The sequence below is a fragment of the Chitinophaga sp. 22308 genome, from assembly GCF_052045305.1.
In the GTDB taxonomy this organism is placed as follows: Bacteria; Bacteroidota; Bacteroidia; order Chitinophagales; family Chitinophagaceae; genus Chitinophaga; species Chitinophaga varians_A.
In genome coordinates this window covers 40,575-53,668 of record NZ_JBQEOP010000005.1, presented here as the reverse complement: position 1 = coordinate 53,668, position 13,094 = coordinate 40,575, and the positions used below count along the sequence as shown (strand labels likewise).

Below are 13,094 nucleotides of genomic sequence, written 5' to 3'. Positions count from 1 at the left end.
TTCCATAAGGCTGAAAGTTAACCGCCACTCAGGCAGTTATTTGAATACACAGTTCTTTTCTGTCCACCACGGAAGCACCTCAAAACGCAACCTCCCCGCACGTACCGCCGGATCTTCCTTCACCAGCTGCGCCGCTTCCAGACTGTCCCTGCAATCCAGTATAAATATTCCCTTCATATCGCCATCATTATCAAAAGGGCCTGCTACCAGCAATTTGCCGGTCTGCGCCAGTTGTTGTATATGCTGCAGGTGGGCGGACTGAATACCGGCGGCTGCTACTGCCGGCTGATCGCGGTGTGGGCCGTTCTTCAAAAAGACCATCCAGTAACGTTTCATGTTCGGGTTGACGCTTGTCTCTTTCCTGGCTTCATGGACAGACGGTGATTGCAAAGCAGCGGGATGAAAAGATACTATCACGATAACCAGAAATCCCAGCAGAAAAATTGCAGGAATAACTTTGCTTGCCATACGGGTTATTTTCACCGAAGGTAGACAATCAATGACGAATTGTGAATTAGAATTAAATTAAGAAATGATGATGAATGATTGATTCCTAATGTGTTAGCGAGGCCCGCCATTAGCCGTTACCGTTATGGGCGGCGCGCCACCCGCCGTTCGTAAGTCGTAATTGGTTATATTGGGTTATTAAACATGAACAGATGTCTAAAGATTTATTCCAGTCACCGGATTATTATGCTGTAGATGGTTTGTTGACAGAAGAACACCTGTTAATCCGCGATACAGTAAGGCAGTGGGTAAAGAAAGAGGTTTCGCCCATCATTGAAGATTATTGCCAGCGTGCCGAATTCCCTTCGCAGATTTTAAAAGGGCTTGGCGAACTGGGCTGTTTTGGCCCTACTATCCCGCAGGAATACGGCGGTGGCGGCATGGACCATATCGCCTATGGACTGATGATGCAGGAGCTGGAACGGGGTGACAGCGGCATCCGCTCCACGGCTTCAGTGCAGGGCTCGCTGGTGATGTACCCCATTTTTACTTTCGGCAGTGAAGCACAGAAAAAGAAATACCTGCCCAAACTGGCCACAGGCGAATGGATGGGCTGTTTTGGCCTCACCGAGCCAGACCACGGTTCCAATCCGGCCGGCATGATCACCAACTACCGCGAAGACGGCGACCACGTGATTCTCAATGGCGCTAAAATGTGGATATCCAACGCGCCATTTGCACAAATAGCGGTGGTATGGGCTAAAGACCCCGAAGGCGTTATCCGCGGCCTCATTGTGGAACGTGGCATGGAAGGTTTTACCACACCGGAAACGAAAGGTAAATGGAGCCTGCGCGCCAGCGCCACCGGTGAACTGGTGTTCGATAATGTGAGAGTGCCCAAAGAAAATATTCTGCCACTGGTAAAAGGACTGAAAGGGCCGCTCAGCTGCCTTTCTTCTGCCCGCTATGGTATTGCATGGGGCGTGATCGGCGCCGCGATGGACTGTTACGACACCGCCCTGCGTTATTCAAAGGAACGTAACCAGTTCGGCCGCCCTATCGGTGGTTTCCAGCTTACACAAAAGAAACTCGCTGAAATGGTGACAGAGATCACTAAAGCGCAGCTCCTCAACTGGCGCCTCGGGGTCTTGAAGAATGAAGGAAAAGCCACGCCGGCACAGATTTCCATGGCCAAGCGCAACTCCTGTGAAGTGGCTACCAAAATAGCCCGCGATGCCCGCTCTATTTTAGGTGGCATGGGCATCACCGGTGAATTCCCTGTTATGCGGCATATGATGAACCTGGAAAGCGTGCTTACCTATGAAGGAACGCATGAGATCCACCTGCTGATCACAGGTATGGATGTTACCGGCTTTGACGCGTTTAAGTAACGGCATGTTTTCATTAGCAGGTAAACAGGAGGCAATATGACTTACCTGACACGCACTGTCTGGATATTATCTTGTATTAGCCTGGTAACGGACATTGCCAGTGAGATGCTTTATCCCGTTATGCCGATATACCTGCAAAGCATCGGCTTTTCCGTATTGTTGATCGGTGTGCTGGAAGGCATCGCGGAGGCCACTGCCGGTTTAAGTAAAGGATATTTCGGAAAGTTATCAGACCATACCGGCAGGCGTACGCCGTTTATTCGCCTGGGGTATGGTCTGAGTGCCGTCTCCAAACCAATGATGGCGGTCTTTGTTTACCCGCTCTGGATATTTTTCGCCAGGGCTGTTGACAGACTGGGAAAAGGCATCCGCACGGGCGCCAGGGATGCATTGTTGTCTGATGAGGCAACCACCGCTACCAAAGGCCGTGTGTTTGGCTTTCACCGTTCCATGGACACACTGGGCGCGGTGTTGGGGCCTTCGCTGGCGTTGTTGTTCCTCTATTATTATCCGGGGCGTTACCGCAATATGTTCCTGTTGGCTTTTATTCCCGGTTTACTGGCCATCGTTTTTTCGTTATACCTCAAAGACCGTTCTGCTGCACCCAAAGAGAAAACCGGCCCTGTCAGTTTTTTTGCTTTTTTAGGTTACTGGAAAGAAAGTCCTGCCATATACCGCAAATTGGTAGTGGGTTTGCTGGTATTTACCTTAAGCAATAGCTCCGATGTCTTTTTGCTGTTGCGGATAAAACAGGCCGGTTTGGGTGATACCGCCACTATTGGCATTTATATTTTTTACAATCTCGTATATGCATTGGCGGCTTTCCCACTGGGTATACTGGCAGACCGTATCGGCCTGAAAAAGATATTTATAACAGGGCTGGTGTTGTTTGTGCTGGTATATGCGGGAATGAGCATTACGGGAAACTGGTATTGGTACGGCAGCCTGTTTTTACTATATGGATTGTATGCTGCAGCTACGGAAGGAATTTCTAAAGCCTGGATCAGCAATATCACGAGCAAAGCCGATACGGCCACAGCTATCGGTACTTTTACCGGTTTTCAGAGTATTTGCACTATGGCGGCAAGTTCCCTCACCGGTTGGATATGGTTTCAGTTTGGGGCGATGGCCGCTTTCCTGGCAACGGCCGGCATGGCCTTCCTGGTAGTAGTTTATCTGTTGTTTTTTGTTCCTGCGCCGAATACGGCTGTATAATAGTTCCGAAGGAAAACCCCGCCACAAAATATTATCTTACCTGCCCGTTATCCATGTTATCTGTTTTTTATGAAGATGATTTTATTGCTTTTGATGAGCGTGTGTACTGTGGCTGCAATACAGGCGCAGGAACGACCACTGAAACTGGTGGCTTGTGAAGGAAAGGCGCAGGGTACCTATTACATCGTGAAATACCTGGCTCCGGACACGACTTCGCTGCAGGGCCGTATTGATTCAGTGTTTGCGGTGATAGACCAGTCGCTGTCGTTGTACAGGCCCGGTTCCCTCATCAACCAATTCAATGCCTCCGGCGATGTGAAAATGGACGAGCATATGCGGAACGTGGTGGATAAAGCTATCTATGCCAGTAAAGCGACCAACGGCATTTTTGACATTACGGTGAAACCGCTGGTATATCTCTGGGGGTTCGGTGTGACCAAACCTTCTTTCAAGGGTATACCGCCGGCAGACAGCATCAAAAAGGCATTATCGTATGTGGGTTACCGTTATTTATCAGTAAAAGGTGATCATCTCACTACAACAAAAAAAGGTGTACAGATAGATTGCAATGGTATCGCGCAGGGATATACGGTAGACGTGCTGGGGAGGTTCCTGGAGCAGCAGGGCATTCAAAATTATCTCGTGGACGTAGGTGGGGAGCTGTGTGCCAGAGGCGTGAACCAGCAGGGTAAAAGCTGGCGTATTGGCGTTGAGCGGCCATCGCCCGGCGACACCACGTATGAACCGATACAAGCCATGGTGGAACTGAAGGATAAAGGCATTGCCACCAGCGGCAACTATCGCCGTTTTTTTGACCAGGGGCGTACCCGTTTTGCACATACCATCGATCCGGTGACGGGCGTGGCCTTGCACAATCACATCATCAGCGTGACCGTGATCGCGAAAGATTGTTTTACCGCAGATGCATTTGATAATCCCCTGATATTAATGGGGGTGGAAAAAGGATTGAAATTTATAGCACAACATCCGGCGTACGGACTGGAAGCGCTGTATATCTACAAGGCTGCGGATGGCAGCATCAAAGAGGCTTACAGCAAAGGTTTCAGCCAGTACTTTTTTGTGCCATAAAATAAAAACCCCGCTCCGTATAAACGAAGCGGGGCGCATTCTCACTATTTCTCTTTCATGAATATGGATAAAAAAAGTTTTAGTGTATGTGTACTTTAATACCAATATTTCCCTGAATGCTATTAAAGCTGGTGATCTCGTTGAACTTGTACGGCGCATAGTTGTACCGTACATTGGCGTTGAACATGACCGGTGAGTAGCGGCCGAAAGGCACGTTGATGCCTACTTCCGGGCTGACCATGAACTGCCAGCTGTTTTTCTTGTCTACAAACTCGCCCCAGTATTTTTCATAGTTCATATTAGCCGCGCCGATACCGAGCACACCATAAGGAATAACTGCGCTGGTGGCAGGCGTGAAGGCATAGCCCACAGTGGCTTGCAACGGTATTACCTGCAAGGTGCGGGACTGTACCGCAGATACGTCCCCTTGTTTATCAGGATATACCGCGCGGGGCAGTCTTTCGTAGAAATCCTGGAAGCCGCTGCGAACGCCCACAGACAGGCGGTCGTTCAGCATATAGGACAGACCGGCGGACCAGCCACGGAAGCTGGTTTTATTGGCATAGTCCTTTACAGAACCAAAAGGTTGGGCAATGGAATAGTTGAGGTCTATGGACAAAGGCGGACGGCTTTGCGCAGACACAGCCTGTGCAGCGATACATCCCGCAAAAATCAGCAGCCAGTTTTTTATCTTTTTCATCTCTCTATCAATTTAAAATTTTCGGAATGGACTTTATTTGCTTTTGCTCAGGTAAGCTGATTGTGCAAAGGAAGCCTGTACCATCGGGTCTACGTTGCTGGTGCTCCACACGCCTGAGCCACGCCACAGCGCGTTCCAGATAACGTTGAACTTGTCGTTTTTGGCGTTTTTCAGATCGAAGAGATCGATGGCTGTCTGCCTTTCGTTTACCTGGTACACGGTGTAGTAAGAAGGCCAGTACCAGCCACCGCCGGGATAACCCCACCAGCCTGCGTCCCAGTAGCCCGGGCCGCCCCACCAGCCTGGATTCCAACCGATGCTTGTATAGGAGTTGTCAATACGGGTAAGGTTAATGCCCAGATCAGGTTTGGCAGATTTGTCCACCAGTGTGTAACCTCTCTGTTTCATGGCTGCCGTTACGGAAGCAATCAGTTGCTGGTCGTAGGTCGTCAGTGCTTTTTTGGCAGAATCACTGTTTCTGCTCAGCACGGCCACGGAGTCAACGATGCTGAAAGTGGAATAGGAAGTAAAATCAACGGTACTGTCGTGGTTGGTGATATAAATCCTGGACTCCTCGTCTGTCATGTCTTTCAAGGGGTCTTTACGGCAGCTGCTGATGGAAATCATTGCCACGAGAGCGGCAACAGCACTTAGTAAATACATTGTTCTTTTCATATCCTCGCGTATTAATTTTTATGATAGGTCTCTTCCGTAAAGGTTAACAGCGGAATGCGTGTCAAATGTTAACATATAACGCCGGCTGGCACGCGGCTGCAGGGAAGTTTCCGTTTATTCCTATTATTCAACGCTTTGGATAGAAAGATGTTACAGGAAGTTTAGTCGTTAATTGTTAAGGGTATCTTAAAATGAAAATTGGGTTAACAAAATGAGCTTTTAACAAAGATGACTAATTTAATATGTTTTTAGAAACTAATGCATCTTTTAACTGCTCCGGATGAACGAAATGGACGCTGTCGATACCTTGTGCTTCCGCCGCTTTCACATTGCGGAGATTATCATCGATAAACAGCGCGTGATCTGCATCTACCTGATAACGGTTGAGCAGTAACTGATAAAAAGAGGGAGAGGGTTTGCGTTGTTTTTCGCGGCCGGACACCACGATACCGTCAAACCATTGCAGGAAGGGGAATTCCACCAGGGCGAGGGGGAATGTTTCGTTGGACCAGTTGGTGAGTGCATATAATTTGTATTTACCGCTGTCTTTCAGTTGGCGGAGCAGTTGTACAGATCCCGGGATTTCTCCGTTGAGCATTTCTTTCCAGCGGCCGTAGTAGGCGCGTATCTGCGCTTCATGTGCCGGATGGCTGGCCACCAGCATTTCGGTAGCTTCCTGCAGGCTTCTGCCGGCGTCCTGTTCTTCGTTCCAGTCGGATGTGCAGATGTTCTGCAGAAAACTGTCCATTTCTGCTTCTGTCGCAAATATTTTGCGGTAGAGGTAACGGGGATTCCAGTCGATCAGTACTGATCCCAGATCAAAAATAATTGTGTTGTACACGTTCTTCGTTTGGCTTTTCATAGGTTAATGAGACAATTAGAAAGCGATTGAGTTTAAAGGTTGTCTGATATTTCATCAGCAGCGTCTTCCAGTAGTTTGAGATCTACGGAGTCGCTGCCGGCGATACCTTCGATGGAACCTTTGATATGAGCAGCGTTGAGTAGTACTTTTTCCAGCTGTTTTTCGCGGGCTTTCCATAGTTTTTCCATGGCATCGCGCTCGCGTTGGATGGAGAGTTTCATGGCCATGAAACCTTCCCGGATAGCCTTCCATTGCTCAGCAAATTCTGTGCTGGTGAGGTAGCCGTACAGCATATGCATTTTATCTCCTTTGTTTTCCTGCGTGCGGATACTACCGGCGATTTTGATGATACTGTCTCGCAGCACATAGGCGAGCGATTTCACTTCTGCGAAAGTACAGATCCAGATACCTTCTTTTTCGCCGAAGCGTTCCATATCGCGGGGCATGGTCTGGGTAACGAGGATGGCCACGTCTATGCCCTGGCTGCGCATATCGGCTTTCAGTTTCTCTACCCAGTCACGTGCAAATTCTTTGGTCCTTTTGCTTTCGTAGATAATGCGGCCGCATTCCTGGCCGAAGGAGTTGCGTATCAGTTGCACACAGTCGGCGCCACGCACCCCTTTGCCTACCGGTGTGACCTCGTCAAACGGGAAGGTGCTGCGGAGCATTTCTTCCAGCACCAGTTCCTGCACTTCGCCCTGCAATTGGGTGGAGCCCTGTTCTGCGCGGCGTTTCATTTCTTCCGCCAGTTTACGCTGGTCTTCCAGTTGTTTTTCCAGTTCGCGCATGCGCATCTGGTATTCGGTATCTTTCAGTTTATTGCGTTCTGCTTCTTCCGTGCGTATTTTCTCCGCCAGTTCGCCACGGGCTTCCATCAGCCTTTTCTGCAGGTTCAGCTCCAGTTCTGTTTCTTTATTTTTCAGTTCCTGTTCTTTCCGGAGGAATTCCAGTTCCTGTTTGCGGGCTTCACGCAGCCGGGCTTCCTGTTCCTGGTTGGCTTCACGGAGGGTGGCCAGCTGGTTGTCGAAATCTGCTGTGATGGATTTGCGCAGCTCTTCAGCCAGGCTTTCCTGTAAGCGCTTTTTTTCCGATTGTACGCGTTGGATAACTTCCTGTTCCTGCTGCTGCCGGAGTATCTCTATCTGCTGGCGCTCCTGCGCCATGCGGTTTTTTTCTGTTTGCAGGCTGGTCTTTTCGGCCTGCAGGGAATCGAGGCGCTTGCGCCATTCAGATTCCATTTTCCCCCTCATTTCCTTCTCGATGTCTGCAGCAAATGCATCCTCCATGACAAACTGGTGTCTGCAATTGGGACAGGTAATAGATGTTCCCATAATTTCAGTACAAAAATTACGTAAAGATAGGGTTTAGAAAGGTTTGGCGGGTACGAATAAAAAAAGGAAGGAACATGACTTCCTTCCGGTCTGGATAAACGGCACAAACAATAGCAATAAGGTTTTTCAATAAGATAGTTAAATTTCCTGTCTGGGGCTATTGCTAAGTTCCTTCTTTATTATTAGCTGGGCGTTAAGGAATGGTGATGGAATTGTTAAGAAAGCGGCCATTGAGGAACGCGGAAATAAAAAAAAGCTCAGCGTAATGCGCTGAGCTTCAGTTTTTTGGTTAGGAGAGATCCTAGTTAATGAGGACAGCCATGTAGGTGGATGTTATTATTCCGCTTGCTCCTGCTGACTGATCAAGCGAAGAAACTGAATAGTGATCCCCAATGTTGGCCTGGATTATTGCCCCTCCGGCAGTAAAATGATATAGGTGATAAGAGGTATCGTTCCAGACTAGTAAGGTGCCACTCATAACCCATTGGCCATTATAACTGTAGCGAAAGTCAAACCAAATTTCGTCGGTTGCTTGTGTCGTGAAGGTTGTTGCTTTTGCGTGATGCACACTGGAAAAAGAGGATACTCCCAATAGAAGCGATAAGAGGGTTAAAAAGATTAGCTTTTTCATATGGGTTGGGTTTTTTGTAAAGTTAAGCTGCGGCTGCGCGTCCGGCTGTCAGTGGGTTGATACGGACCAGGTGTATTTATGGGGCATGCCAGAAAAACAGATGGAAATTGTTGCGGTGATGGTAAACTGCCGCGAAGGTGAGCTACTGTCAATAACAAAAAATCCCCGCTCGGTGAGCGGGGATTTTTTGTTTGGTGCGAAGGAGGAGATTCGAACTCCCAAGCCCTTTCAGGCACTACCACCTCAAAGTAGCGCGTCTACCAATTTCGCCACCTTCGCATCTTTTCTGGTAGAATGGGCTGCAAAAATAATGGCTTTTTAGAAATAAGCAAATTTATTTATGCTTTTTCTCAAAAATGTGTCTTTCCCGGCGGGGGTAGAACCGGCTACTTCCTAAGCAGGATGCGGAAAGTAGTGCCTTTGTTTATTTCTGAAGATTTTACAAAAAGCCTCCCTTTGTGATACTCTTCGATGATTCTTTTGGCCAGAGACAGCCCTAAGCCCCATCCTCTTTTTTTGGTACTGAAGCCGGGCTTGAATACTTTTTCGAAATGCATTTTGGGAATGCCTTTGCCGGTATCGGCGATATCGATGGTCACGAAGGTGGGGTGGTTTTCGATGTTGATATCGATACGGCCGCTGCCTTCCATGGCGTCGAGCGCATTTTTCAGCAGGTTTTCCACCACCCAGTCAAACAGCGGCGGAGAGATCATCACGGGCAATTCCTTTTCGGTGGAATGAACAGTGAAGCGTACTTTCTGCGGGGCTCTTTTCCGGATATAGGCGGTCATGCTTTCTATCTGTTCCAGTACGTTGCGTTCTTCCAGTTTGGGCACGCTGCCTATTTTGGAGAAGCGGTCGGTGATGAGTTTGAGGCGGTCCACATCTTTGGCGAGTTCTGTCACCATCATGGTATTGGCTTCGTTCTCGCGGAGTATTTCCAGCCAGGCTTCCATGGAGGAGAGGGGGGTGCCCAGCTGATGGGCGGTTTCTTTGGCGAGGCCTACCCATACCTGGTTTTGGGTGGCGCGGTTGGTGCTGGACAGGGCAAAGAGCACGAGGGCAATGAAGAGCGTGACCACGCCCAGCTGTATATAAGGGTAATAGCGTATTTGTTTCAGGATCAGGGAGTCGCCGTAATAGATGAAGTTGTATAGTTTATGCCGGGCATCCACCTCCATGATAAAGGGTGGGTGTTGTTTTTTGAATATCAGCAGCTGTTCCTGCAGGTAGGCAGGGTTTTGTGCAATGCGGATGGAGTCGATGTTGCGGCTGTCAAGGATATGTCCTTGTTCATCGGTCAGGATAAGCGGGATGGTGGTGTTGGTGGTCACTATTTCTGTGGCGAGGTTAAGATTGGCGTCGGGGGCTGATTTGAGCAGTTCCCGGTTGGCCTCTACCCAGGTGGCGACCTTTTTCCGTTCTTCATCCTGTATTTTTTTTGTCAGGTTGCTGACGAACCATATCGTGGTCACGATAATGAGCACTGCTATGGAGGCCAGTACGAACTTCCACCCGATGTATTGTCTAAACATATAACTAATTTAAGCCTTATTCCGCTTTGGTGATTCGGGACGATTAGCAAATATTAGAATCCTTTGTTGCATATTTGCATCTCTTTATTTTATTATTCACGCATAAACGTAATATCATTTGCACATATTGCCGTCGGTTGCTGTCGTTATATTAAATTGGAACGGAAAGGCTTTCCTGGAGAAATTCCTGCCGTCTGTGTGTCGCTCTACTTATGGTAATTTACAGCTGGTGCTGGCCGATAACGCTTCTACTGATGACAGTGTGGCGTTTGTGGAAGCGCACTACCCGTCGGTACGGATCATCCGTAATCCGTCCAACGATGGTTTTGCGGGCGGTTATAATGACGCGCTGGCACATGTGGAGGCCGATATTTATGTGTTGCTGAACCAGGACGTGGAGGTGGAGCCGGGATGGATAGAGCCGGTGGTGGCGCTGATGGAGTCCGATCCCCGCATAGCTGCCTGTCAGCCTAAGATGCGGGCTTACCACCAGCCGGACGAGTTTGAGTATGCCGGCGCTGCCGGTGGATGGATGGACGTGCTGGGCTATACTTTCTGCCGCGGCCGTATCCTCTACACCACGGAAAAAGACGAGGGCCAGTATGATGATGCGCAGGACATTTTCTGGGCTACAGGCGCTGCGCTTTTTATCCGGTCAGCCTGTTTCAGGGAGGTAGGTGGTTTTGACCGCGATTTTTTTGCTCATATGGAAGAGGTGGACCTCTGCTGGCGCCTGCAAAGGGCCGGGTACCGCGTTTGTTACTGCCCTGATTCAAAAGTGTTCCATGTAGGGGGCGGCAGTTTGCCACAAGGCAATCCACGCAAGCTTTATCTTAATTTCCGCAACAACCTCATGATGTTGTGGAAAAACCTGCATAGCGAAGACCGTTGGATTGTGCTGTTCCAGCGTTTTTTCCTGGATATCCTCGCTGGTGTTAAAAGCCTGGTGTCCGGCAAGCCCAAGGACATGGTGGCTATTTATCGCGCTTACCGGGACTATTACCGCTGGCGGAAAACATATGTCAACAAACACGAGCTGCCGGAAGTGAAGCTGATGAAGATGAAGGGCGTTTTCCACGGAATTATGATCTGGCGCTACTATTTTCTCCGGAGGAAGAAGTTCAGGGACCTGATATGACAATCAGGGAATATGCCCGTTTTTCTTGCTAAAATATCCCGATAACTAAATAAATAAATCCAAAATATTTGTTAGGTTTGCACCGGAAATAAACTGAATATGGAACACAATACCGTAGAAAATAAGAATGACATCACCCGCGACAGGGTTTCCCGCTCCCGTTTCTTTTATTATGTGGGTCTGTTTTGTTTAGTGGCATTTATGCTGGGAGGTTGCTACAATCTGTATAAACACAAATACCAGGGTAAACCTGATGTGACTGTTCAGGAAAGTTCCTTGTATAATCCAAAATATAAATAAGTAACATAGGCGATCGCTTATTTACTGCCAAACATAATTATCCAGCCTCCCGGTTTTGCCGGGAGGTTTTTCTTTTTCAGCCCCTGATGATTTTCCGGAATTTTCTGATTTTACCCCTGTTTTTGGTGATTTTTGACGATTTTACCTGAGATCTTTCGTTTGATGCTTTTCCCTTTCGCGTAAATTATATTCCCGATGCGAGTAGCCTGTTAACCGATAAGCGGGGAATTTTGTAGCGTCGGATAATCCCCGCATGGCTTTATGATAACAATGGTCCAACGGAAAAAGAAGGAAGCGCGCAAACCTGGTAAAAAATCTGTGGCAAGACTGGTCGTCGATAAACTACACCTGTGGCTGGGGCTGGCCTCCGGCATTATTGTGCTGATCATCGCCGTCACCGGTTGTCTGTTTGTTTTCCAGCGGGAGATCAATGAAATGATTTACCATAAGGAGATGTTTGTGACGCCGCAGGAACAGGTCCTGCCACTGAGCGAGCTGCGGACGCGTGCGCAGCAGGCGCTGGGTGACAAGCCTATCCTTTCCGTGACCACCTGGCGCCTGCCGGACCGTGCCTGGGAATTCATGGCCTATAAAGCCAACGATACGGCATTTACCTATTTCGGCTGTGTGGAATATTATGAATCGGTGCTGGTAAATCCTTATACCGGCGCTATTAACGGCCGTATCAATTACAAATACAGTTTCTTCCCCATTGTGAAGATGATACACTGGAGCCTGCTGCTGAATACCCGCTACGGTCAGCCGATAGTGGGCTGGAGCACGGTCATCTTTGTTATTTTGCTGATTACGGGGTTGGTGATGTGGTGGCCGAAACGCTGGACCAAGGCCGCCCGCGACCAGAGCTTCAGGATTAAATGGAAAGCCGGTTTCAAACGGGTCAATTACGACCTGCATAATGTGCTTGGTTTTTACTGCCTCATCATTGCGCTGGTACTGGCCCTTACGGGGATGGTGTGGGCCTTTACATGGTTTGAGAAGGCCGTTTACGTGGCTGCTGCGGGCACTACTGCGCCGCCGGCCGTGAAACAGGTCACTTCCGGCCCGGCCACGGCTGCTGCCAGCGGCAATCCGCTGGATATCGCTTTTACCACCGCCCAGCCCCTGTTAAAAGATGCCACCCGTGTTTTCGTATATCCGGCCGCGTATCCGGAAGGAGTGAACACTGTTGGCGGTTACCGCGGAAAGGATATTTATTTTGGCAGTGACGAATATCAGTTTGATCAGTACACGGGTAAAATGGTAGGGCACAGCGAATACAAAAAGAAGAACCGTGGGGAGAAACTGATCGCGATGAATTATGATATTCATGTGGGGGCTATTGGCGGACTGCCCGGGAAAATTATTGCTTTTGTGATCAGTTTTATCTGTGCGTCGCTGCCGGTGACAGGCTTCTATGTGTGGTGGGGCAAACAGAAAAAATCAAAAAAGAAAGCAGTAAAACCGCTTGCACGATTGAATACGGTATAAAATTGTAATAATTATTGTTTCTTTGAAATAGGCTATGGTATTGGTTTTGGGGAGATGATTTACAATTGTGTGCAACTATTTTTTAAAAAACTTTGAAAAAATATTTTGTGTTTTCGGTCCGTTTCCTATCTTTGCAATCCCAACGAAAACGCCACACGGCAAAACAAACACGCCGAAAGCGCCGACAGTCGGGAAGTTCTTAAAAGTTTTATGTTTTAAAACACCTGCGGAAGTAGCTCATTTGGTAGAGCACGACCTTGCCAAGGTCGGGGTGGCCGGTTCGAGCCCGGTC

At 48.6% G+C, this 13,094-nt stretch carries 14 protein-coding genes and 1 tRNA gene; 7 read left to right on the top strand and 8 right to left on the bottom strand.

Annotated elements, in window-relative coordinates; genetic code table 11:
* Window positions 1-36: 36 nt before the first annotated feature.
* A complete protein-coding gene (locus tag ACTJJS_RS20445) occupies window positions 37-468 on the bottom strand; it encodes a YciI family protein (protein ID WP_343743738.1) in 432 nt (143 codons plus the stop codon).
* A gap of 191 nt (window positions 469-659) precedes the next feature.
* Between ACTJJS_RS20445 and ACTJJS_RS20440 the strand changes: the two genes are divergently transcribed.
* From ACTJJS_RS20440 to ACTJJS_RS20430, 3 genes are all read left to right on the top strand, one after another.
* Entirely contained in the window at window positions 660-1,838 is a 1,179-nt protein-coding gene (locus ACTJJS_RS20440; protein ID WP_343743739.1) for an acyl-CoA dehydrogenase family protein, read from the top strand.
* 36 nt (window positions 1,839-1,874) lie between these two features.
* Window positions 1,875-3,053, top strand: coding sequence for an MFS transporter (locus ACTJJS_RS20435; RefSeq protein WP_440665056.1), 1,179 nt, complete (start codon window positions 1,875-1,877; stop codon window positions 3,051-3,053).
* Between the two features lie 69 nt (window positions 3,054-3,122).
* Window positions 3,123-4,142, top strand: coding sequence for an FAD:protein FMN transferase (locus tag ACTJJS_RS20430; RefSeq protein WP_440665055.1), 1,020 nt, complete (start codon window positions 3,123-3,125; stop codon window positions 4,140-4,142).
* 79 nt (window positions 4,143-4,221) lie between these two features.
* On the opposite strand, the gene ACTJJS_RS20425 is transcribed toward ACTJJS_RS20430, so the two are convergent.
* The 7 genes from ACTJJS_RS20425 to ACTJJS_RS20395 all read right to left on the bottom strand — a co-directional run bounded on the left by ACTJJS_RS20425 (window position 4,222) and on the right by ACTJJS_RS20395 (window position 9,876).
* Window positions 4,222-4,842 (bottom strand): outer membrane beta-barrel protein, encoded by a 621-nt coding sequence (locus ACTJJS_RS20425; protein WP_440665054.1) that lies wholly within the window; start codon window positions 4,840-4,842, stop codon window positions 4,222-4,224.
* A 33-nt stretch (window positions 4,843-4,875) separates the two neighbouring features.
* Window positions 4,876-5,517 carry a DUF4136 domain-containing protein gene (locus ACTJJS_RS20420; protein ID WP_440665053.1) on the bottom strand — a complete coding sequence of 214 codons (642 nt, stop codon included), beginning with the start codon at window positions 5,515-5,517 and terminating at the stop codon, window positions 4,876-4,878.
* 232 nt (window positions 5,518-5,749) lie between these two features.
* Window positions 5,750-6,379, bottom strand: a complete 630-nt coding sequence (locus ACTJJS_RS20415; RefSeq protein ID WP_440665052.1) for an HAD family hydrolase — start codon at window positions 6,377-6,379, stop codon at window positions 5,750-5,752.
* A gap of 32 nt (window positions 6,380-6,411) precedes the next feature.
* On the bottom strand, window positions 6,412-7,665 hold the full coding sequence (locus ACTJJS_RS20410) for a DUF2130 domain-containing protein (protein ID WP_440665051.1): 1,254 nt from the start codon (window positions 7,663-7,665) through the stop codon (window positions 6,412-6,414).
* A 346-nt stretch (window positions 7,666-8,011) separates the two neighbouring features.
* Window positions 8,012-8,341: a hypothetical protein gene (locus ACTJJS_RS20405; protein WP_440665050.1), complete on the bottom strand. Its 330-nt coding sequence runs from the start codon at window positions 8,339-8,341 to the stop codon at window positions 8,012-8,014.
* A 192-nt stretch (window positions 8,342-8,533) separates the two neighbouring features.
* Window positions 8,534-8,620: transfer RNA gene (locus tag ACTJJS_RS20400), tRNA-Leu, on the bottom strand.
* 107 nt (window positions 8,621-8,727) lie between these two features.
* Entirely contained in the window at window positions 8,728-9,876 is a 1,149-nt protein-coding gene (locus ACTJJS_RS20395) for a sensor histidine kinase (RefSeq protein ID WP_440665049.1), read from the bottom strand.
* Window positions 9,877-9,994: 118 nt separating this feature from the next.
* On the opposite strand from ACTJJS_RS20395, the gene ACTJJS_RS20390 reads away from it, so the two are divergent.
* The 4 genes from ACTJJS_RS20390 to ACTJJS_RS20375 form a co-directional block, all read left to right on the top strand.
* Window positions 9,995-11,014, top strand: a complete 1,020-nt coding sequence (locus ACTJJS_RS20390; RefSeq protein ID WP_440665048.1) for a glycosyltransferase family 2 protein — start codon at window positions 9,995-9,997, stop codon at window positions 11,012-11,014.
* Between the two features lie 99 nt (window positions 11,015-11,113).
* Window positions 11,114-11,314, top strand: coding sequence for a hypothetical protein (locus tag ACTJJS_RS20385; RefSeq protein WP_168872138.1), 201 nt, complete (start codon window positions 11,114-11,116; stop codon window positions 11,312-11,314).
* A gap of 261 nt (window positions 11,315-11,575) precedes the next feature.
* Window positions 11,576-12,802 (top strand): PepSY-associated TM helix domain-containing protein, encoded by a 1,227-nt coding sequence (locus ACTJJS_RS20380; protein WP_440665047.1) that lies wholly within the window; start codon window positions 11,576-11,578, stop codon window positions 12,800-12,802.
* Between the two features lie 67 nt (window positions 12,803-12,869).
* The coding region (locus tag ACTJJS_RS20375; RefSeq protein ID WP_440665046.1) for a hypothetical protein at window positions 12,870-13,094 on the top strand (225 nt) is incomplete at its 3' end.